Source organism: Streptomyces sp. NPDC006923 (assembly GCF_040635655.1).
Lineage (GTDB): Bacteria > Actinomycetota > Actinomycetes > Streptomycetales > Streptomycetaceae > Streptomyces.
In genome coordinates, this window is the sequence record NZ_JBEYIF010000003.1 from 226948 (window position 1) to 250605 (window position 23658).

The 23658-nt window shown below is 72.7% G+C and carries 10 protein-coding genes; all 10 read left to right on the forward strand.

The annotated features are described in order from the left end of the window. Positions 1-282 precede the first annotated feature (282 nt). The 10 genes from ABZ707_RS07040 (at position 283) to ABZ707_RS07085 (ending at position 23548) form a co-directional block, all read left to right on the forward strand. The gene (locus tag ABZ707_RS07040) at positions 283-6987 is read left to right on the forward strand and encodes an amino acid adenylation domain-containing protein (RefSeq protein ID WP_360169886.1); all 6705 of its coding nucleotides are present in this window, start codon (positions 283-285) and stop codon (positions 6985-6987) included. Beyond that, complete coding sequence (locus tag ABZ707_RS07045; protein WP_360169045.1) at positions 6984-12518, forward strand: amino acid adenylation domain-containing protein; 5535 nt, start codon at positions 6984-6986, stop codon at positions 12516-12518. Before ABZ707_RS07040 ends, ABZ707_RS07045 begins: the two co-directional genes overlap by 4 nt. Then, positions 12515-13675 carry a saccharopine dehydrogenase NADP-binding domain-containing protein gene (locus tag ABZ707_RS07050; RefSeq protein WP_360169048.1) on the forward strand — a complete coding sequence of 387 codons (1161 nt, stop codon included), beginning with the start codon at positions 12515-12517 and terminating at the stop codon, positions 13673-13675. The genes ABZ707_RS07045 and ABZ707_RS07050 overlap by 4 nt, the downstream gene beginning before the upstream one ends. Next, a complete protein-coding gene (locus ABZ707_RS07055) occupies positions 13672-15618 on the forward strand; it encodes a Gfo/Idh/MocA family oxidoreductase (RefSeq protein WP_360169051.1) in 1947 nt (648 codons plus the stop codon). Before ABZ707_RS07050 ends, ABZ707_RS07055 begins: the two co-directional genes overlap by 4 nt. Next, on the forward strand, positions 15615-16895 hold the full coding sequence (locus tag ABZ707_RS07060; protein ID WP_360169054.1) for a cytochrome P450: 1281 nt from the start codon (positions 15615-15617) through the stop codon (positions 16893-16895). The genes ABZ707_RS07055 and ABZ707_RS07060 overlap by 4 nt, the downstream gene beginning before the upstream one ends. Then, the gene (locus ABZ707_RS07065) at positions 16892-17740 is read left to right on the forward strand and encodes an alpha/beta fold hydrolase (RefSeq protein WP_360169057.1); all 849 of its coding nucleotides are present in this window, start codon (positions 16892-16894) and stop codon (positions 17738-17740) included. The genes ABZ707_RS07060 and ABZ707_RS07065 overlap by 4 nt, the downstream gene beginning before the upstream one ends. Positions 17741-17804: 64 nt before the next feature. Continuing rightward, positions 17805-18533, forward strand: coding sequence for a class I SAM-dependent methyltransferase (locus ABZ707_RS07070; RefSeq protein WP_360169060.1), 729 nt, complete (start codon positions 17805-17807; stop codon positions 18531-18533). A gap of 71 nt (positions 18534-18604) precedes the next feature. Continuing rightward, positions 18605-20347 carry an ABC transporter ATP-binding protein gene (locus tag ABZ707_RS07075; RefSeq protein ID WP_360169889.1) on the forward strand — a complete coding sequence of 581 codons (1743 nt, stop codon included), beginning with the start codon at positions 18605-18607 and terminating at the stop codon, positions 20345-20347. Continuing rightward, complete coding sequence (locus tag ABZ707_RS07080) at positions 20344-22086, forward strand: ABC transporter ATP-binding protein (RefSeq protein ID WP_360169063.1); 1743 nt, start codon at positions 20344-20346, stop codon at positions 22084-22086. Before ABZ707_RS07075 ends, ABZ707_RS07080 begins: the two co-directional genes overlap by 4 nt. Before the next feature lie 67 nt (positions 22087-22153). Beyond that, positions 22154-23548, forward strand: coding sequence for a salicylate synthase (locus tag ABZ707_RS07085; protein ID WP_360169066.1), 1395 nt, complete (start codon positions 22154-22156; stop codon positions 23546-23548). Positions 23549-23658 lie beyond the last annotated feature (110 nt).

Here is a 23658-nt window from a genome sequence, read left to right on the forward strand (position 1 = left end):
CTGCCTTTCATCGCCGTCTGCCCGGGTGCTGGCGCGCAGCCCTGTCATCTGTCTACGATAAGCTCATTGAAATGATAATCGTTTCCATGTGACGCCGGGTCGGGCCTCTGCCGGACCGAGCCGGACCGGGCGTGAGCGGAACGCCGCTCGGTGTTCGCCGACGAACCCGCGCACCACATCTCCGACCGGAAGGACCCCCCGTCAGTGAGCGATGAACCGGCCTCCACGGCACAGACACCGCAGGACGGCTCCGCGAACCGCCCAGCCTGTTCACCGGCGGCGGTGCGCGAAGCGGTGGCGCGCGCGCTGGACATGACCCCGCAGGAGGTGGACGGCGACCGTGACCTCTTCGAACTCGGCCTTGACTCACTGACGTTGATGGCCCTCGTCGGCGACTGGCGCCGCGGCGGCAATGCCGTCACCTTCCAGGACCTCACCCGTGACCCCACCCTGGACGCCTGGACGCGTCTGCTGACGGAGAAGGCCCGGTGCGACACACCGCCCGCCGGGCAGCTCGCGGCCCGCACCCCGCCCGGCGGTGAGCGGGCGGCGGAGGCGGGGACCTTCCCGCTGGCGACGATGCAGCACGCCTACTGGATCGGCCGCCAGGACGGCCAGCCCCTGGGCGGTGTCGCCGCGCACTTCTATGTCGAGCTGGACGGTGACGGTGTCGATCCCGGCCGGCTCGACAACGCGCTCAAGGCACTGGTGGACAGGCACGGCATGCTCCGGGCCGTCTTCGACGACGAGGGCCGCCAGAGCTTCGGAGCCGCGAGCACCGGACTCACCCTCCACGACCTGCGCCAACTGACCGCCGACGAGGCCGGATCGGAACTGGAACGGCTACGCGAACACCACACCCACGCACGTGCGGACATCGCGGCCGGCCAGGTCTTCCAGGCCGCTCTGTGTCTGCTCCCGGGCGGCGGGACACGCCTGCAGCTCGACCTCGACATGATGGCCGGAGACGCCCTGAGCCTGCGGGTTCTCCTCTCCGACCTGCGGCGCTTCTACGAGTCACCGGACGACGCGCCTCCCGGACTCACCCTCGACTACCGCCAGTACCTCGTCGAACATGAGCGCCGCCGGAGCCCCGAGCGCGAACAGCACGCCGCCTGGTGGCGGGAACGGCTGGCCGAACTGCCCCGCGCGCCACGACTGCCGACCACCGTGGACCCGCTCACCCCGGTACAGGCGGACGACAAGACACTCACCCACTCCAGGCGGCTGCACCACTGGCTCGGTCCGGAGGCCAAGGCCGCGCTGCTCGGCGCCGCCCGCCGCCATGGCATCACCCCCGCGGCCGCTCTCGCCACAGCCTTCGCCGAGGTCATCGCCGCCTGGAGCGGCAGCCCGCGCTTCCTGCTCAACCTCCCGGTGTTCGACCGGGAGATGTTCACGCCCGAAGTGGCGCGACTCGTCGGCGACTTCAGCAGCTCGGTCCTGCTCGACGCGGACATGAGCGCCCCGCTGCCCTTCGCCTGCCAGGCCCGGCAGGTGCAGGAGCGGCTTCAGACCGGTATCTCCCACGGCGCGTACAGCGGAGTGGAGGTGCTGCGTGACCTGGCACGCGTCGAGGGCACCCCGGTGCTCGCACCCGTCGTCTACACCAGCGCCATCGGGCTGGGCGAGATCTTCGAGCAGGACGTCCAGAAGTCCTTCGGCCGGCCCGTCTGGATCATCTCCCAGGGCCCGCAGGTGTTTCTGGACGCGCAGGTCACCGAACTCGACGGCGGCCTCCTCCTCAACTGGGACGTACGCGACGGCCTGTTCGAGCCCGGCGTTCCGGAGGCGGCCTTCGAGGCGTACCGCCGGCTGATCACCGGCCTTGTCACGGACGCCGCCGCCTGGGCCCGGCCCGTCGGCGCCCTGCTCGACCCCGGCGTGCCGGCCCGGCGAGCGGTCGCGGCGCTGCCGCCCACACCGCTTCCGGACCGCGCCCTGCACACGCGCTTCTTCCGGCTCGCCGAGGCGGAGCCCCGGCGCACCGCCGTCGTCCGCGAGAACGGCGACACCCGGACCTACGGCCAACTCGCCCGGGCGGCACGGCGGGTGGCCGCGCATCTGCGCCGTCACGGGGTGCGTGAGGGCGACGTGGTGACGGTGACCCTGCCCAAGGGCGCCGACCAGATCACCGCCGTGCTGGGCGTACTGGCCGCCGGCGCCGCCTACGCACCCGTCGGAGTGGAACAGCCCGCCGTACGGCGCGCGCGTATCCACGCCGTCGCGAGCCCGTCCGCCGTACTCACCGACCGGGCCCACGCGCACCTGTGCGCGGACGCCTCGCCAACTCCGGTGCTGCTTCTGGAGGACGCGCTCACCGAGGAACCGGGACCGGTCGCCCGGCCGGACCCCGCACTGCCCGCCTATGTGCTCTTCACCTCGGGCTCCACAGGGCTGCCCAAGGGAGTGGAGGTGCCGCACCGCGCCGTCGTCAACACCATCGAGGCGCTGGAGGACCAGCTCGGCCTCGGTCCCGGCGACCGCACCCTCGCGATCTCCGCCCTGGACTTCGACCTCGCCACCTGGGACATCTTCACCCCGCTGTCCCTCGGCGGCCAGGTGGTCGCCGTCGGGCAGGAGCACCGCAGGGACGCCCACCACTGGGCCCGGCTCGTACGCGCACACCGGGTGACACTGATCCAGTGTGTACCGGCCCTGCTCGACCTGCTGATGGCGGCGGCCGAGGACACGGGCCTGGGCGATTCCCCGCGCATGGTCCTGCTCGGCGGTGACTGGATCGGACTCGACCAGCCCGGCCGGCTGCGCGCCCTCGTCCCGGGCTGCCGCTTCGTTGCGCTCGGGGGCATGACGGAGGCGGCGGTCCACTCGACCGTCTTCGAGGTGGCCGAACCCGACCCTGCCTGGAAGTCCGTGCCGTACGGGGTCCCGCTGCGCAACACACGGGCGCGCGTGGTCGACGGTCGTGGACGAGACTGTCCGGACCTGGTCACCGGAGAGCTGTGGGTCGGTGGCCGCGGTGTGGCGACCGGCTACCGGTCGGACCCGGAGCGCACGGCCGAGCGTTTTGTCGAGTACGACGGCGAGCGCTGGTACCGCAGTGGTGATCTGGCCCGCTACCGGCCCGACGGCGTCCTGGAATTCCTCGGCCGCGCCGACCACCAGGTCAAGCTCGGCGGTCACCGCGTCGAACTCGGCGAAGTCGAAGCCGCGCTGGAGGCCGACCCGGCCGTCCGGCACGCGGTCGCCACCGTCCTGGAGACACCGGTCCGGAGGCTGGCCGCGGCCGTGTCGGCACGCGGTCCGGCGCCCCAGGCGGACGAGCTCCGCGCCCGGGTCGCAGAACGGCTGCCGGCCCCTATGGTTCCCGAACGGATCCTGGTCCTTGACGATCTGCCACTGACCGCCAACGGCAAGTTCGACCGGACCGCCGTGCGCCGGGCCCTGACGGACGCCGCAGGCGAGGAGACCGTCCCGACCAGCGCGCCGGCCGGCCCGGTGGAGACCGCGGTCGCCTCCGCATGGGCCGCACTCCTCGGAGTGAGCGACATCGGAAGGGACAGCAGCTTCTTCCGGCTCGGCGGAGACTCGCTCATCGCCACCCGCCTGATCGGCCGGCTGCACGCCGCCGGTTACCCCGGTGCCCGGGTCGCCGCGTTGTTCACCCACCCCGTGCTCCAGCACTTCTGCCGGACGCTGAGCCCCACGACGGGAGCCGCCGAGGCCACGCGGCCTGTCCTGGTGCCCGATCCCGCGCACGCCCACGAGCCGTTCGCGCTGACCGATGTCCAGGCGGCCTATCACACCGGCCGTGATCCCGGCTTCACCCTCGGCGGCGTCGGCACCTGGCACTACAGCGAGTTCGACGGCGCCGATGTCGACCTCGACCGGATGGAGCGGGCCTGGGCGACCCTCGTGCGACGGCACGGCATGCTGCGCGCGGTCGTCACCGACGGCGCGCAGCGCGTCCTGCCCGCCGTCCCGGCCCCGCGCATACCGACTCGGGACGTGGATCCCGAAGGGGCCCCTGAGGCGCTGGCCCACCTGCGCGAGCGCATGTCCCACCAGGTACGCGACCCCGCGCGGTGGCCGCTGTTCGCGATCGAGGCGGTGCGCTACCCGGACGGCACCGGCCGCACCAGGACCCGGATCGGCGTCGGCCTGGACTACCTCGTCCTCGACGCGCTCTCCATCACCACCCTCTACGCGGAACTCAACGCCCTCTACGCCGACCCGGACCTGCGGCTGCCGCCGGTCGACGTCTCGTTCCGCGACTACCTCACCCAGCTTCCCGCCGATCCCGCCTCGGTCATCCGGGCCCGCGAGCACTGGCGGGGACGGCTGGCCGAACTGCCACCGCCTCCGGCGCTGCCCTTCGACCGCGACCCCTCGACGCTCGGCGCGCCGGCCTTCACGCGGCGCCGGCTGCGCCTGGCCGCGACGGACTGGGAAATCCTCAAGGAGGGCGCCGCCCGGCACGGCCTCACACCGTCCACCGTGCTGCTCGCCCTGTACTGCGAGGTACTGGCGGCCTGGAGCGGGACCGACGCGCTCACCGTCACCCTCACGCTGTTCAACCGGCGTGATGTGCATCCCCACATCCACCGTGTGCTGGGGGACTTCACCTCGCTGTCCCTGGCGGGCTACCGCCGTACGGAGCACGGGTGGCGGGCCGCCGCCGCCGCGCTTCAGCGGCGCCAGGCCGAGGATCTCGACCACCAGGATGTGCCGGTCGACTGGCTGCTGCGCGAATTCGGCCGTCGCACCGGCACCGTGGACGCTGCCGCACCCGTGGTGTTCACCAGTGCCATCGGGGTCGGTGACGCGGCGCTGGACGGTCCCGGCACCGGCTTCCCGGCGAAGGTCTGGGGCATCTCGCAGTCACCGCAGGTCTGCCTGGACAACCAGGTCACCGAGGAGGCCGGGGCACTGGTCATCACCTGGGACGCGGTGGAGGAACTGTTCAGCGCGGGCGTACTCGACGCCATGTTCGACGCCCATACGCGGCTGCTGCGTCACCTCGTGACGAGCGACTGGGCATCGCCTCTTCCCGACCTGCTGCCCGCCGCCCAGCGGGAGCGGCGCGCCGCCGCGGCCCGGGAGGCGCGCCTGGAGCAGGTGCCTCCCGCGCTCCTGCACCAGGCGTTCTTCGCGCGCGCCGCGCACCGTCCCGGCCGTACAGCCCTGGTCACTGCGGACGGTACGGGCGTCGGCTACGGCACGCTCGCGCGGCAGGCGCTGCGGACCGCCGCCGCCCTGGTGACCGCGGGCGTCCGGGAAGGCGACCTGGTCGCCATCACGCTTCCCAAGGGTCCGGAACAGATCGCCGCCGTGCTGGGCGTGATCGCGGCCGGCGCCGCCTACGTACCACTGGGCCTCGAACAGCCTGCCGCCCGGCTGGAGCGGATACGCGCCACGGCCGGCTTCCGGCTGGTGGTCGGCGACTGGCCCGCTGTCATGGAGCGGGACGGCGAGACGGGCGGGGCAGCGCCACGCGTTCTGTCGTTCCAGGCCACCCAGGAGGCACCACCGCTGCCGGCGCCACGGGAGATGTCTCCCGACGCGCTCGCCTATGTGATCTTCACATCGGGCTCGACGGGTGAGCCCAAGGGTGTCGAGATGAGCCACGCCTCCGCCTGGAACACCGTCGCGGACATCGGGGCCCGGCACGGCATCGGCGAGGACGATCGCGTATTCGCCCTGTCGGCACTGGACTTCGACCTGTCGGTGTACGACATCTTCGGCCTGCTGTCCGCCGGTGGGTCCGTGCTGCTGCCCACGGAGGAGCTGCGACGCGAGCCGGCACGCTGGCCGGGGCTGGTGGGCCGGCACGACGTGACGGTGTGGAACACCGTGCCCGCCCTGCTCGACCTGCTGCTCGACGCCGACGAACAGCGAGGCTCCGAGGAGAGCGGCATACGCGGCATGCGCACCGCCCTGGTCTCCGGCGACTGGATCGGCCTCGACCTTCCCGGCCGGCTCAGGGCACGGACGGCCCGGCCCTGCCGGTTCGTCGCCATGGGCGGCGCGACGGAGGCCGCCATCTGGTCGAACACCCTGACCGTCGACGAGGTCGACCCCCGGTGGCCGTCCATTCCCTACGGACGCCCGCTGACCGGACAGCACTACAGAGTGGTCGACGCGACCGGCCGGGACTGCCCCGACTGGACACCCGGAGAACTGTGGATCGGCGGCAGGGGGCTGGCGCGCGGCTATCTGGCCGATCCGGTCCGCACCGCCGAGAAGTTCGTCGTGCGGGACGGCCGGCGCTGGTATCGCACCGGAGACCTCGGGCGCTACCGGGGCGACGGGATGCTGGAGTTCCTCGGCCGCCTCGACAACCAGCTCAAGATAGCCGGGCACCGCGTCGAGGCGGGCGAGATCGAGGCAGCCCTGGAAGCACACCCGGACGTCACGCGGGCCGCCGTGGTCGCGGTGGGAGAGCGCACCGCCAAGCGGCTTGTCGCCTTCGCCGTGCCACGGGACACCGCACGGGTCACGGTGCCACCGAACGCCGGAGCGGGCGCGGACGCACCGCGCGGCGGCCGGGCCCCCGGAGCGGAGACAGCGGAGCGCGAGCCGGAGCCGTACGACCTCACCGAAGACCTCTTCGGCTGGCTCGCCGAGCGGCTGACCGCCTACGCCGTCCCCTCCCGCGTGCTGCTGCTGCCCGAACTGCCGCTCACCGCCAACGGGAAGGTCGACCGGAACGCCCTGGTCCGCACAGCGGGACAGGAGACGGTCTCGGCCGGCGCCGAGCCACCGCGGGGCGAGGTCGAGACCGCACTCGCCGAACTGTGGCAGGAGCATGTGCCGGGACCGGTACTGGACCGGAACGCCAACTTCTTCACCATCGGTGGCGACAGCCTCTCCGCGCTCCGTCTGATCACCGCGATCGAGCGCCGTCTCGGCGCCGCCGTCCCCGTCAGGCGTCTCTTCGCGGCACCGACCATCGAGGCCCTCGGCGCGGACGTCACCCGCATCCTCGCGGCCCACGCGACCCCTTATGAAACCGGAGAACTGTGAACATCACTGAACTGCTGGCCCGCTGCGCCGACGAGGGCGTGGTCCTGTGGGCTCAGGACGGACAACTGCGCTTCCGGGCCCCGCAGGGCCGTCTCACCGGCGAACGCCGGGCGGAGCTGCGGACGCACAAGGAGGCGATCCTGCGCCATCTGGAAGCGGGAGAGCCCGTGCTGCGCGGCGACGCGGCCGGGCGCCACGAACCGTTTCCGCTGACGGACATCCAGGCCGCCTATCTCATCGGCCGCACCGACGCCTACGCCTACGGGGGCATCGGCTGCCACGCCTATGTCGAGCTGGAATACCCCGACCTGGACGCGGAGCGCGTCACCGCCGTCTGGCGCGAACTCGTCCAGCGGCACGACATGTTGCGTGCTGTCATCCACAACGACGGCTACCAGCGGGTACTGCCGGAAGTCCCCGAGCTGGATGTCACCGTCAGCGATCTCACCGGGCTCGCCGACGACGCGGAGGCCGACGCGGCTGTCGAACGCACCCGTGCGCGGATGTCCGTACGGCGGAAACCCACCGACCGCTGGCCGCTCTTCGACGTCGAGGTGAGCAGGACCGGCAGACGCGCCGTGCTCCACCTCTCCTTCGACATGCTCACCGTCGACCACGCCAGCCTGCGGATTCTGCTCGCCGAATTCCAGAAGCGCTACGAGGGCTCCGCCCTCTCCGAGCCGCCCCGGATCTCCTTCCGCGACTATGTCCTGGCCCGCCGCGCCCTCGGGGAGGGCGCCGGCTACTCCCGGGACCGCGCCTACTGGACGGAGCGGCTCGACGCGCTGCCTCCCGCCCCCGAACTGCCCGTCGCGGAAAGCTGGGAACCCAGAACCGGAGCAGCCGGGAGCACGGGCCGGGACGACGCGTCCGGCGACCCCGTGCGCTTCCGCCGGCTGGCCTTCCCGCTCGCCGCGCCCGACCGGGAACGCTTCGCCGAGCGGGCCGCGCGGCGTGGGCTGACCGTGTCGAGCGCGTTGCTCGCCGCCTACGCCGAGACCGTCGGACGCTGGTCGCGCACCACCCGGTTCACTCTCAACGTACCGACGGTGGACCGCCCGCCGCTGCACGAGGACATCGGCAAAATCGTCGGCGACTTCACCTCGCTCGAACTCCTCGCCGTCGACCTCGACACCCCGGCGACCTTCACCGAGCGGGTCAGGACCATCGGCGCGCAGCTCCTCGAAGACCTGGGACATCCGCTGTTCACCGGGTCGGACGTGCTGGCCGAACTCTCCCGCAGGGCCGGGGCGCCCGTCCTGATGCCCGTCGTCTTCACCAGCGCGCTCGGTGCCGGCGCCACCGCCGAGGGCGTACCCCCGGAGGTGACCCATGCCGTCACCCAGACGCCGCAGGTATGGCTCGACTGCCAGGTCATGCGGCGCGGCGACACCCTGAGCCTGTCCTGGGACATCCGGGAGGGGGCGCTCAGCGCCGGAGTGGCGGAGGACATGTTCGCCGCCTACACCGCACTGGTGAGCCTGCTGTCGGCCGAAGGCGCGGCGGGCGAGGCCGCCTGGGACGAGCCGGCCCGTATCGCTCTCCCCGCCGCCCAGGCGGCCCGCAGGGCCGAGGCCAACGCGACCGACGGGCCCCTGCCGGACACCCTGCTCCATGAGCCGGTGCTCGCTCAGGCACGGGCCACTCCGGACGCCATCGCGGTCCGGACGCCCGGACTGGCCCTGACCTACCGTCAGCTCACCGCCCGCGCGAGCGGCCTGGCCGACGCGCTGACGGCATCCGGGCTGCGGTCCGGCGAGCCGGTGGCCCTCTGGATGGACAAGGGCTGGGAGCAGGCAGTCGCGGTCCTCGGCACCCTGATGGCGGGCGGCGCCTACCTGCCCGTCGACACGGCACAGCCGACGGCCCGCCGCAATACGATCCTGACGGACGCCGGAGTCCGCACGGTCCTCACCCAGTCCTGGCTCGCCGAGATCGGCGATCTCCCGGAGAACGTGTCGGGCCTCGCCGTCGACCTCCTGCCGGAAGGCACGGTGTCCGACCCGTCAGGCGAACGCCGGCACCCCGACCAACTCGCCTACGTCATCTACACATCGGGATCCACCGGCACGCCCAAGGGCGTGATGATCAGCCACCGGGCGGCCCTCAACACCATCGAGGACATCAACCGGCGCCACGCCGTCACCGCGGCGGACCGTGTCCTCGGCATCGCGGGGCTGAGCTTCGACCTGTCCGTCTACGATCTGTTCGGACCGCTGTCGGTGGGCGCGACCCTTGTCCTGCCGGCGGCCGACCGGCGCGGCGACCCCTCCCACTGGGCCGAACTCGTGCGGGACTTCGGTGTCACGGTGTGGAATTCGGTGCCCGGCCAACTGCACATGCTGTGCGACTGGCTCCGCTCGGAACCCGCCGCCGACGACGGGACGCTGCGGCTGGCGCTGATCTCGGGCGACTGGATCCCGGTGACGCTGCCCGACGAGGCGCGCGCGGTCCTCCCGGGACTGGAGGTCATCTCCCTCGGCGGCGCCACCGAGGGCTCCATCTGGTCCATCGCGCACCGTGTCGGCGAGGTGGACACCACCCGCCCGAGCATCCCCTACGGCAAGCCCCTGACCAATCAGACGTTCGCCGTGCTCGACGACGAGTTGCGTCCCCGGCCCGACTGGGTCCCCGGCGAGCTGTACATCGGCGGCGCGGGAGTCGCCCTGGGCTACCTCGGAGACGAGGAGCGCACCGCGGAGCGGTTCCTCACCGACCCCGCCGGCGGCGAGCGGATCTACCGCACCGGTGATCTCGGACGCTACCTTCCCGACGGGACCATCGAATTCCTCGGCCGCGAGGACGCACAGGTGAAGATCCGGGGCTACCGGGTCGAACTGGCCGAGGTCGAGGCCGCCGTACAGGCCCACCCGGCCGTGGCCGCGGGCGCGGTCGTCGTCGACGACTCCGCAGCCGGCGGCCGGCGCCTCGCCGCCTTCGTCGAGACGGCGCGCCGGGACGGCGGCACGCCCGTGGCGTCGGGTGCCGAAGGCGCCCGCAAGGCGGCCGCCGAAGCCGTACGGGAAGCCTCGGCGGCCGTCGACGCCCCACGGCTGACGGCGTTCCTCGGCGCGCTCGACGAGGTCGCCCTCGCCGAGATGACGCGCGTGCTCGCGGCGGCCGGGCTGTTCGCGGACGACAGCACACACACGGCGGACGAGGTGGGGACGGCCCTGCGGGCCACTCCCCGGCACCGTCACATCGTGCGCCGCTGGCTGCGCGCCCTCACCGGCCGGGGGCGGTTGACACACAACACCGCCGACGACACCTACGGCGGACTCGCCGCCGTCTCCGCGTCCGCGCTGGACGAGAGCCGGCGGCGAGCGGCGCGGTTGGAGCACGAGGTCGGCTGGAGCACCGAACTCCTCGCGGTCATGCGGACCTGCGCCGACCGGCTGCCCGAGCTGATCGCCGGGGACACCGGCATCAGGGATCTGCTCTTCCCCGGCGCCGCGCTGGACGCCGCCGACGCCGCGTACCGCGACAACCTGGCCATCCGGCACCTGAACCGGGCCGTGGTCGCCGCACTGCGCGAGATCGCCGCCGCGCACACCGGTGAGGAGCGGCTGCGTGTGCTGGAGGTGGGCGGCGGCGTCGGCGGCACCACGGGCGAACTGGTGCCCGTACTCGCCGAGTACGGGGTGGACTATCTGTTCACCGACCCGTCGGCCTTCTTCCTCAACGAGGCACGCGAGCGCTTCGCGGACCACGCCTGGGTGCGCTACCAGCGCTTCGACGTGGACGAGGACGCCCGTACGCAGAACCTCCCGCCCAACTCCTTCGACGTCGTCGTCTGCGCCAACACCCTGCACGCCGCCGCCGACGCGGACGCGGCGGTCGGCCGCCTCCGGGAGCTGCTGGTGCCCGGCGGACAGCTCGTGTTCGTGGAGAACACCCGCGACGAGAACTGTCCGCTGCTGGTGTCCATGGAATTCCTGGAGGTCGCCGGGCGTACCTGGACCGACGTACGCGAACACACCGGCCAGTCCTTCCTCACCCACGGCCAGTGGCGCGAACTGCTGGCCCGGCACGAGGCAACGGACGTCGTGTCCCTGCCGGACCCGGCGGACCCACTGGCCGCCACCGGGCAGGAGGTGTTCATCGCCACGTTGAAGGGCGACCGGCACCACGTGCCCGTCGGGGAACTGGCACGTGGCGCCGCCACCAGGCTGCCGGACTACATGCTCCCCGCGGTGTGGCAGGTCGTCGACACACTGCCGCGCACCGCCAACGGCAAGACCGACCGGTCGCTGCTGCGGACCTGGCTGCCCCGGGAGACCGCGCGGCCCGTGGTGGACGACGGGCCGATGGACGATCTGGAGAGCGGCCTGGCCGAGCTGTGGACGGAACTGCTGTCGGTCGAGCGGGTCACCAGGAACGACGACTTCTTCGCCCTCGGCGGGGACTCCCTGCTGGTCGCCCGCATGGTGGGCCGGCTGCGCGAGCGCGTACCGCGGGCGGCCGACCTCGAATGGGAGGTCGTCCTGCGGCACATGCTCCGCCGACCCACCGTGGCCGGGCTCGCCGGCTTCCTGCGCGGCCTGGCGGGCGCGGGGGAGCGGCCGGCGGCCGGGACCGCGCTACGCACCGATCCCGTCGTCCCGCTGCACGGCGCGCGGTCGGCGGACGAGCCGACGACCGTGCTGGTGCACGCCGGAACGGCCACGATCATGCCGTACCGGGCGCTGATCACCGAGATCAGACGGCGCTCCCCGGGCCTCGCCGAGGTGGTCGGCGTGGAGGTCCCCGATCTGAACGGATTCCTCGCCGCGCCGCCGGAGGGACTCATCGAGCAGTCGGCGGCCGGCTACGCGCGCGCCCTGACGGCCGGTGGCCGGCGGCGCTTCCATGTGGTGGGCTACTGCCTCGGCGGGCTGATCGCCACCGAAGTGGCCCGCAATCTGGCCGAGTCCGGGGCCGAGGTGGAGAGCCTCACCGTCATCAGCAGCCACAGTCCTCGTTTCCGCCTGGACGACGAACTGCTCTCCGAGTACTCCTTCGCCGTCATGATGGGGATCGACCCCGCCGCGCTGGGCTTCCCCGCCGACCAGTACCGGGTGGCCGCGGCGGCCGACGCCGTCCTCGCCGGCAGCCCCGGAGTCCTGCCGGACGGCGGGCTCGCCGCGCTCCCCGCCGAATTCGCCGATGTCGCCGACCGCTTCCGGGCCCTGGCGGGCATACCCCGCGCCACCCGGATCGCGCGGATGTGCGAGGCGGTGCCCGCCTCCGCGGGCAGCTATGAACCGGAGCACATGACACGGCTGTTCCTCGCCTTCCGGCAGAGCGTCTTCGCCATCACCCGCTACGACGCCGAGCCGTACGCCGGCGACATCACCTTCCTGCGGCACGACGGCGCCTACCCGTTCCCCGGCAGCAAGGACGCCGTCACCGCCTACTGGGAGGAACTCACCCTGGGCGACCTGGACATCGTCGACATCGGCGGCGACCACTACAGCTGCCTGTCGGTCGAACACGCGCCCAGCATCCTCAAGACCCTCAGCGACCTGACCAGGGGAGCGATCACCCGATGACGGAACAACCTCTCATCGGTGTCCTCGGCGCCTCCGGAGCGGTGGGCCGGGCCGCCGTGCGCGAACTCCGGGCACTCGGCCACACCGGGCTGCGGCTGGGCGGCCGTACCGCGTCGGCGCTCCGCACCCTCGCGGAGGAGGAGCCCACCGGCCGCGACGAGATCGTCCGGGCGGACGCCGGGGCGCCGGGCGGACTGAGCGCCTTCACCGACGGCTGTGACATCGTCCTCAACTGCGCCGGGCCCACCTACCGGCTGCGCGCCACCGTGGCCTCGGCCGCGCTCGCCGCCGGAGCACACTGCGTCGACGTGGCGGGAGACGACCCGGCCGCCGAGGACCTCCGCGCGGCCGGCGACCCGGCCCGCGACGGCCGCACCGTCGTCCTGTCGGCAGGGGCCCTGCCCGGCCTGTCCAGCCTCCTGCCGCGCTGGCTGGCGCGGCAGGGCCTCGACAGCGCCACCGGTCTGACCGCGTACTGCGGCGGTCTGGAACCCTGCTCGCCGACGGTGGCGAGGGATCTGATGCTCTCGCTCACCTCCGGCGGCGCGGACGGAGCGGCCTACGGCGAGCCGCTCGCCGCCGTCCGGGGCGGCCGGCGGGTCCCGCGCGCGCTGCGGGCCGCCGAGGACACCGAACGCGACGGCTTTCCCGGCCGGGTGGCCGTACAGCCGTACCTCAGCGGCGAAAGCGAACGCCTCGCCACCGGACTGGGCCTCGACCGGCTCGACTGGTACAACGTCCATCCCGGCTCCCAGGTACGGAACCTGCTCAGCCTGCTGCCCGCCCGCCTCGCCGCGGGCACCGACCCGGAGGACCTGGCGGACCGCCTGATCCTCGCCGCCGGCCTCGACCTGGCCGGGCGCACGCCCTACTACGTCATGGACTTCGAGCTGTCGGGGACCGTATCCGGTCAGCCGGCGACGGCCGGACTGACCCTGCGGGCGGCCAGCAGCTACCGGCTCACGGCCGCTGTCGGCGCGCTGGCGGTGGACGCCGTGCTGCGGGCCGCCGTGCCACCGGGCGTCCACTTCGCATGCGATGTGCTGGACCCGGACACCGTGGCCGGCCACCTCCGCGGCGGTGGGGCCGGCGACCTGCGGCTCACCGGAGCCGCCGCCACGACGGGCACCGAGCCGGTGGAAGAAGGCGCCCTGTGAGCGCCGCGGCCCCCTTCCGCGTCCTTGTCTGCGGCACCAACTTCGGCCGGTTCTACACCGAAGCCGTCCTCAGACGTCCCGGATATGTCCTGGCCGGAGTCCTGAGCCGGGGCTCCGCCGCCTCCCGCGCGCACGCCGAGAGCCTCGGCGTCCCGCACTACACGGACGTCGACCACCTCCCGGGCGACATCGACGCCGCGTGTGTGGTGGTCAGCTCCGCGATCTCCGGAGGAGCGGGCACCGAACTGGCCAAGGCACTGATGGACCGCGGCATCCATGTGCTCCAGGAACACCCGGTGCACCTCGCCGAACTGACGGACTGCCTCCAGCACGCCCGCCGCCGGGGAGTGCGCTACCGCATCAACACCCACTATCCGTACGTCGGTCCTGTCCGTGCTTTCACCGAAGCGGCCCGCAGGCTCATCACCCTGCAGCAGCCGCTCTTCGTGGACGCGGCCACTCCGATCCACCTGATGCACCCGCTGGTGGACATCCTCGGTCGCGCACTGGGGACCCTGCGTCCCTGGCACTTCGCCGACCCGGCGCCCCTGCCCGCGCGGATCGGCCCCCAGCCGTTCCGCACCCTCCAGGGCATGATCGGCGGTGTTCCGCTCACCCTGCGAGTGCACCACCAACTCGATCCGTCCGACCGGGACAACCACGCCCTGCACTGGCACCGGATCTCCCTCGGTACGCACGGCGGTGTCCTCACCCTGGCCGACACCCACGGGCCGGTCCTGTGGAGCCCGAGGCTGCACATCGGCAGGGACGCCGACCGCCGCTTCGTCCTGGACGGACCGGGGACCGGTGGTCTGGGCCTCGGAACCACCGCGGTCGTGGGCACCACCGGAACCTTCCGGAGCGTGTTCACCGATCTGTGGCCGCACGCGATCGGCAGTGCGCTCGACGGTCTGCGCGAGGCAGCGGAACAGGGCGGTGACGCCCTGCGCGCCGGACAGTACGACCTGGCGGTGTGCCGTATCTGGTCCGACCTCGCGGCACGACTGGGACCGCCGGAGATCGTCAGGCCCGAGACTCCGCACCCGCTGCCGGTCAGCGACATGTTCCCGGACCCGGCCCGGGATTCCACCGGAACCGCCCCCGCCGCCGGCCCGGTGGCGGGCGAGAGCGTCCCCGGGCCCGCTGACCCCGAGAGCCCGGCGCCCTACACCCCGTCGGCGGAGTTCTTCGACCTGGTCGCGGCGGAACACACCGCGACCGCGAGCGCCCCCGCCATCGCCGCGCTGCTGGCCGGTGCCGATCTCGGCGGCGGCCCGGTGGTCGACATCGGCGCCGGAACCGGCCTGGTGACCGAAGCCGTCGCGCGGGCCAGGCCCGACGTGGAGATCCTCGCCTGCGAACCGGCCGTCGGTATGCGCGCCGTACTGACCAGCCGGGTCTTCAGCGACCCGGACCTGCGCTCCCGGGTCACCGTCACCGCGGACGCCGCTCCCGATCTGGAACTCCCCGACCGTGTCGGTGCCGTGCTGCTGTGCGGAGTCCTCGGCCACCTCGACGCCCCGCAGCGGCACCGGCTCTGGCAGCGGCTGAGACAACGGCTGGCGCCCGGCGGGCTCGTCGTGGTCGAACTCATGGGCCTCGACACGCCGTTGACCCTGCCGGAGACCCGGCTCGCCACGGCCGTCGCCGGAAAACAACGCTACGAGTGGTCGTTCTCCGGGGCGCCGGACGAGGCGGAGGAATCCGTCATGCGACTGCACACCACCTGGCGGGTCTACCGGGACGGCGAACCGGGCGCGCTGCGCGAGGTGCACGACTCCTACCGCTGGGTCCCCCTCGGCCTCCACGACGTCGCCGCCGAGTCCGGAATGACCCTGCGGACCCTGCCCACCAGGCCCGGCGCGCCGCCACTGGCCGTACTCACCCACGAACCCACCACCGGCTTCCCGATTCACGCACCCACGACTGAGGACCACCGATGAACACTCCCGTACCCCCGAGCTCCGGCACGCCCGGCGCGGCCCCTTCCGCGAGCGCGCCCCCTTCCACGAGCGGGGCGCCGGACGGCGCGGCTCCCCGCGACTTCCCGATCCGGCGCGGCTGCCCCTTCGCGGCGCCCGCCGAGTACGACGCGCTGCGCACCGACGACCCGGTCGCCCGGGTCACACTGCCCACCCGGCGTGAAGCGTGGGTGGTGTCCCGGTACAACGACGTGCGCGAGCTGCTCTCGGACCCCCGTGTGAGCGCGGACATCCGCCGCCCCAACTTCCCCGCGCTCGGCGAGGGGGAGCAGGAGGTGGGAGCCAGACTCCGCCCCTTCATCCGCACCGACGCCCCCGAGCACACCCGTTACCGCCGCATGCTCCTCCCGGAGTTCACGGTGCGCCGGGTGCGCGCGATGCGGCCCGTGGTGCAGGCACGCGTGGACGAACTCGTGGACGACATGCTCGCCGCCCAGGAGCCCGTCAACTTCGTTTCCGTGTACGCCAACGCCGTCTCCACCTCGGTGATCTGCGAACTGCTCGGCATCCCCCGGGAAAACCTGGAGTTCTTCCGGGACGTCACCCGGATCTCCGGCTCCCGTCACAGCACCGCCGAGCAGGTCTCCGAGGCCCTCGGCGGCCTCTTCGGCCTCATCGCCGGCCTGGTGGCCAAGCGGCAGGAGGAGCCGGGCGACGACCTCATCTCCACGCTGGTCGCGGACCACCTGAACACCGGCGAGGTCACTCTGAACGAACTGCTCTCCACCATCGGCATCACCATCAACGCCGGCCGAGAGACCAGCACCAACATGATCGCCCTCAGCACACTGCTGCTCCTTGACCGGCCGGACCTCAAGGAGGAACTGCGCGCCGATCCCTCGCTCATGCCGGCCGCCGTCGACGAGTTCCTGCGCGTCCTGTCCATCGCCGACTCCATCCCCCTGCGGGTCGCGGCCGAGGACATCGAGCTGTCCGGCCGGAAGATACCCGCGGACGACGGTGTCATCGGTCTTCTCGCCGGGGCCAACCACGACCCCGAACAGTTCGACCACCCGGAGCAGGTCGACTTCCACCGGCCGGAGAACCACCATGTCGCGTTCGGATACGGCGTGCACCAGTGCATCGGGCAGCACCTGGCCCGGCTGGAGCTGGAGATCGCGCTGGAGACGCTCATCCGCCGGGTGCCCACCCTCCGGCTCGCGGTGGACCGTGAGCAGGTCGCCTTCAAACACGACTCGGCCACCTTCGGGCTCGAAGAGCTGATGGTGACCTGGTGACCGCCTCCCCCCTTCCGGGCGCCTCGTCCCGGGGCGGCACGGACGGCCGCCGGCCGCACGCCCCCGACCCGTGGCTCAGGCGGTGGAGCGACAGGACCGCGCCCCGGCTCCGGCTGATCTGCCTCCCGCACGCGGGCGGCGGCGCGAGCTTCTACCGGCCCTGGGCCGCACTGCTGCCCCCCGAGGCCGAACTGCTCGGCGTCCAGTACCCGGGCCGCGAGGACCGCTTCGAAGATCCCTTGATCGACAGCATGGACGAGCTGGTCACCGCTCTGGCCGGCGCCCTGCTGCCCCTGCTCGACCGGCCGTACGCCCTGTTCGGGCACAGCATGGGATCGGCCGTCGCCTGGGAACTGGCCCACGAGCTGGAGCGTCTGGGCGCACCGGCTCCCCGCCGGCTGTTCGCGTCCGGCCGCGCGGCTCCCGGTACGGCGGTCGCCGGCGAGGTGCACCTCCAGAGCGACGAGGTGCTCTGCGCCGAACTGCGGCGGCTGGGCGGCACCAGCCGTGAAGTGCTCGACGACCCCGGGCTGCGGTCCCTGGTCCTGGGGACCGTACGCAACGACTACCGGCTCGTCGAAACGTACCGGCCCACCGCCCGGCCACCACTGCACTGCCCGATCCACGTACTGACCGGCACCAGCGACCCGGAGCTCGACCAGGCGCGCAGCCGCGACCGGGCCGGTGGCTGGGCGGACCTCACGACCGCCCGCACCGAGGTGTGCACCTTCTCCGGCGACCACTTCTACCTCACCCCCCGGCGACGCGAGGTCGTCGCCACCGTGCTGCGGCGGATGGACCCCTCGCTGAGCACCGGCGGACACACATGGCCGAGCACTCCCTGAACCGGCGGCCACCGGCCGCACGGACCCAGCCCCGGCGCTCCGCCCCGCACCCCCGGAGATCGATGTGATCGACTACTACTCGGCCTCGGCCGAGTTCTACGAACTGGTCGCCACCCGGCACACCGCCAGCAGCGGACCACCGCTCAGCCGTGTGCTCAAGGGCGTCGACCTCTCGCACGGCCCCGTACTGGAGATCGGCGCGGGCACCGGACGCGTGACCGAGGTCATCGCGTCCACACTGCCCGAGGCCGACATCATCGCCGCCGAGCCCTCCGCCACGATGCGCGCCATGCTCACCTCCAGGGTCGCCCGCGACCCCGGCCTGCGCCGCCGGGTCACCGTGGTCGACGGCGCGGCCCAGGATCTCGCGCTGCCCGAGCGGCTCTCGGCCGTGGTCATCTTCGGCGTGGCGGGCCACCTCACCGTCCCCGAACGCGTGGCTCTCTGGCAGCGGCTCGCCGCACGCCTCCCCGAGGGCGCGCCCATCGTCGTGGAACTGATGGGTGTCTCCTCGCCACGCGTCATCCCACCGGTGATGTCCCTCCGGGAGACCATCGGCCGCCAGACGTACGAGTGGTGGATCGGCGGTGAACCCACCGAAGGCGACGCCATGCGATTCACCACCACCTGGAAGGTGCTGCGCGAAGGCCGCACCGTGCGCGAGGTCGCGGACAGCTACGACTGGCACACCTTCGACGTCGCCCGGCTCGCCGGAGAGGCCGGCATGACAAGCCGTCGCATCACCGAGGCGGGCGGCCAGGCAATCCCCGAAATCGGAGTTCTCGTCAAGTGAAGCCGCATCCGTCCGGCCAAGGCCCGGACCCGACCTCTCCCACCACCGCGGCCCCCGCGCCGCCCCCGCCGCTGCGTGGCCTGCTGGGCCGGATCCGGGGGCGCCTCGCCCTCGCGGCCGGCCTCCAGGCCGTCGCCGCCCTCGCCGGTGTGGTTCCGTTCATCGCCGTCTCCCGCATCGCGGACCGTCTCACCGACGGAACCCGCGCCGGCGGCGACGACCTCTGGCCGCTGGTCACACTCGCGTGCGCGGCGGGCCTGCTCGCCCTCCTGTGCGGTTCTGCGGCCGGAGCCGTCAGCCATCTCGCGGACAACGACCTCCAGCTCGGACTCCGCCGCGGGCTCGCCCGGCACATCGGACGGCTGCCACTGGGCTGGATCACCACCAGGGGGACGGGAGCCGTCAAGCAGGCGGTGCAGGACGACGTACGCGCGCTGCACACCCTGGTCGCCCACACTCTTCTCGATGTCGTCGCCGTCCTTGTCGCCCCGGTGCCGGCACTGGTCTACCTGTTCACCGTCGACTGGCGGCTGGCCCTGATCAGCGTGCTGCCGCTGGCACTCGGTGTGTTCCTGTTCAGCAGGGCCATGTCCGGAGCCGCCGCGCAGATGGCCGAGTACGGAGCCGCACTGGGCCGGATCTCCTCCGCCGCCGCGGAGTTCGCCCACGGAATCGCCGTCTTCAAGACCTTCGGCCGCGCGCGCGGCGCTCAAGAGCGTTTCCTCGACGCGACCGACGGATTCGCCGACTTCTTCTCCCGGTGGGTGCGGGCCACACTCGTCACCTCCACCGCCGCCGTGCTCGTCGTCTCCCCGGCCGTCGTGCTGCTCCTACTGGCCGTTCTGGGCGCGGTGTTCGTCACCAACGACTGGATCACCGGCGCGGAGATCGTGCCCTTCCTGCTGCTCGGCCCGGCGGTCGCCGCTCCCATGGGGGTGGTCGGGCCGCGCGTCCAGCAGATCCGGGCCGGCCAGGCGGCAGCCGTCCGTATCTCCGCCCTCCTGGACACCGCCGTCCTGCCGGAACCCACCACACCCGCCCTGCCCGCCGGCCACCACATCTCGCTGCGCGGAGTGTCCTTCACCTACGACGGTCGCACCGACGCGCTCAGCGGCATCGATCTCGACCTGGCCCCCGGCACGGTCACCGCGCTCGTCGGCCCCTCCGGATCGGGCAAGTCGACACTCGCGTCGTTGCTGCTCCGCTTCCACGACGCGACGACCGGCACGGTGACCATGGGCGGCGCCGACATCCGGGACATCCCCGCGGCCGAGCTGTACCGCCGTATCGGCTTCGTCCTCCAGGACGTTCGCCTGCTGAGGGCGAGCGTCGCCGACAACATCCGCCTTGGCCGCCCGGACGCCACCGACGAGGAGGTCGAGCGGTGCGCCCGCGCCGCCCGGATCCACGACCGCGTCATGGACCTGCCCGACGGATACGCGACCGAGATCGGCACGGAGGCCACCCTGTCCGGCGGAGAGGCACAGCGGCTGTCCATCGCGCGTGCGCTGCTCGCCGACGCGCCCGTCCTTGTCCTGGACGAGGCCACCGCGTACGCCGATCCGCACTCCGAGGCGCTGATCCAGGACGCGTTGTCCGCCCTCGCGAGCGGCCGCACCCTGCTGGTCGTCGCCCACCGGCTGGCGACGATCCGCACCGCCGACCGGATCGTGGTGCTCGAAGGCGGACGCGTCACCGAACAAGGCCGTCACGACGACCTGCTGGCGGCGGACGGCCGCTACGCCCGTCTGTGGCGGGCCCAGCAAAAGGTACGGCCCGCCCGGGCCGACATCCGAGAGGGAAGCTCACGATGATCCGCCGGCTCTACCGCGTTCTCGGACCGGAGGGCTCACGCCCGCTGAACCGCCTGCTCCTGCTGCTGTCCGGCGCGGCTGTCCTCCAGGGCGTCGCCTTCGCCCTCCTGGTGCCCACGCTGCGCGCGCTGCTCGGCGACGAACCCGGCCGCGTGTGGCCCTGGCTGGCCGCACTGATCCTCTGCTCCCTCGGTCACGCCGCGCTCCAGGGCGCCGCCCTCAGCGGCGGCTTCACCGTCGGTTCCCGGCTCTCCCGGGTACTGCACCACCGCCTCGCGGACCGGGCGGTGGAGCTGCCGCTCGGCTGGTTCACCGCCGGACGCGCGGCCGAGCTGGGCCGGCTGGCCGGGCAGAACGTCATCCAGGTGATGAACATGCCCGCCCATCTGCTGCGGCCGTTCATCAGCTCACTGCTGACCCCGGTCACCCTGGTGGCCGCGACCTTCTTCTTCGACCGGCGGACGGCGCTCATCCTGCTCGTCTGCGCGCCCGTGCTGTACGCCGTTCACGCGGCGAGCACCGCGGCGATGCGCCGGCTCGACCAGGGCCGGGACGCGGCGATCGCGGAATCCGCCGACCGGGTCCTGGAGTTCGCGCGGAACCAGCCCGTCCTGCGGGCCTTCGGCCGGACCGCGGAGGGCTACGGGGCGTTGGACGACGCGCTGGTCGCCGAATCGCGTGCGGACCGCCGTCTTGTCGTCCGGGGCCTGCCCGGGCTGGTCTCCTTCGCGTTCACCGCCCGGTTGGTGTTCGCTCTGCTGCTGGCGCTGGGCGTGTCCTGGCAGCTCGACGGTTCGCTCACGGTCCCCACCCTGCTGGCGCTTCTGGTGCTGCTGGTCCGGCTGATCGACAGCCTCTCCGGAGCGGCCGACGTCGGCGCCGGCATGCGCATCGCACGCAACAGCCTGGAGCGGCTCGGCGCGGTTCTCGACCAGCCGCCCTTTCCGCAGCCCGCCGAGGGGCGGACGCCCAAGGGCACCGACGTGGAGTTCAGCGGCGTCGGCTTCCACTACGAGACCGACGGGACGGCGCGCCAGGTACTCGACGACGTCAGCTTCCGCCTGCCCGAGCGCGGTTTGACCGCCCTGGTCGGGCCGTCCGGGGCCGGCAAGACCACCGTCGCGAGGCTGCTGGCCCGCTTCTGGGACACCACCAGCGGCACCGTCCGGATCGGAGGTGTCGACATACGGGACATCGGCCCCGCGGAACTGGCCGCACGAGTGTCCCTGGTCTTCCAGGACGTCTACCTCTTCGAGGGCACGATCGAGGAGAACGTCCGGATCGGCGCCCCGGACGCCGACCCCGAGCGGCTCCGCGGGGCCGCGGCCCTCTCCGGTCTTGACCGGGTGATCGAGGAGCTGCCCGACGGCTGGGCCACGCCGGTCGGGGAGGGCGGCATCGCGCTCTCCGGCGGCCAGCGCCAACGCGTGTCCATCGCCCGCGCCCTGCTCAAGGACACACCGATCCTCGTCCTCGACGAGGCCACCGCCGCGCTGGACCAGGAGAACGAGGCCCTGCTCGCCGGGACCGTCCGGGCACTGGCCGCGGAGAAGACGCTGCTCGTCATCGCCCACCGCCTCAGCACCGTTGTGTCCGCCGACCAGATCCTGGTGCTGGAGAACGGCGGGATCACCGAGCGCGGCACGCACAGCGAACTGGTCGCGGCCGGTGGTACGTACGCCTCCTTCTGGGAGCAGCGCACACGGGCACACGGCTGGCGCCTGAAGACGGCGTCATGACCATGTCCCAGCGCCGGGTGCGAGAGACCGGCGAACGAGCACACCAGCAGAGAGAAGGCACACAACGATGAGCAGCGGTACGCGAAAGAGCTGGGACGAGTGGGCGAGGGCCATTCCCCCGCTCCGGTGCACAAGCAGCCTGGAATCCCACGACGACCCCGCGACGGCCGCCGCGCACCTCGCGAAGGCGGGACTGGCCGGCCAGTACGCCGTGTACGAGCGGGCAGGTGTCTGGTACTTCGCGGCCGGCTCGGCCGTGACGGTCACGGCGGACGTTTCCAGTGTCACTGCCCGCGCCGACGGCAGGACATGGACGGCGGAGGCCGGCGCGCGGCCGCTGGAGGTGTTCTCCGACGCTCTCGCGGCCCTGGGGGACCCCGGGCGCGAGGAGCGCCGTTTCTACGGCTGGGCCGCCTTCGAACTCGCGCACCTCCTGCACGGCGACCCGGCGGCAGCCGGCACCGAGCCCTTGCTGCACACACTGGTGCCCTGCCTGGAGGTCTCCCTCACACCGGGCCTGGCCGTGATACGAGCCGTCGACGAGGCATGGGCCCGGAAGGCCGCCGACCTGCTGGCCGAGTCGGCCGCCACGCGCGGCACCGTCAACGCGGTGCCACCCGACCGGGCCGAGACCGTCATCGCCCACGGCATCGGGGCCTACGGCCAAGCCGTCGCCCGTACCGTCGCCGACATCCGGGCCGGGCACCTGGAGAAGGCCGTCCTCTCCCGGCGGGTGCCACTGCCCGCCGGGTCGCGCGCCGACTTCGCGGCGACCTATCTCGCCGGCCGCCGGGCCAACACTCCGGCCCGCTCCTATCTGCTCGACCTCGGTGGCCGCAGAGCGGCCGGGTTCAGCCCCGAGACCGTACTGGAGGTCCAGGAGGACGCCCGGGTCAGTACCCAGCCGCTCGCCGGCACCCGCGCGCTGGGCACCGACCCGGCGGAGAACGAGCGCCTGCGGCAGGAACTGCTCAGGGACCCGAAGGAGATCCACGAGCACGCGGTCTCCGTACGCCTCGCCTGCGACGAGATGAGCGCGGTGTGCCGGCCCGGATCCGTCGTGGTCGGGGAGTTCATGACGGTGAAGGCGCGTGGCTCGGTACAGCACCTGGCCTCGCGTGTCACAGGACGGCTGCGGCCGGGAACGGGGCCATGGGCGGCTTTCGCGGCGCTCTTCCCGGCGATCACCGCCACGGGCGTCTCGAAGCGCGCGGCCCTGGCCGCGCTGGCCCGCTACGAGGACGGGCCCCGCGGTCTGTACGGCGGCGCGGTCTTCCGGGGGAGTACGGACGGTTCGCTGGACGCGGCCCTGGTCCTCCGTACGCTGCTGGGCGAGGGCGAGAGGGCCTGGCTGCGCGCGGGCGCCGGGGTCACCGGACAGTCCGTCCCCGAGCGGGAGATCGAGGAGACCTGCGAGAAGCTGCGCAGTGTCGCGCCCCATGTCCGGTACGCCGAGGACTGAGCGGTCCCTCCCCCGCGTGCCGGAGACCGTGGCGTCGGCGGTGATGGGCGGTGGATTCGGCCCGCACCTCGCGAAGCCGGGCCCGCGCGGCTACGATCTGGCAGTGGTTG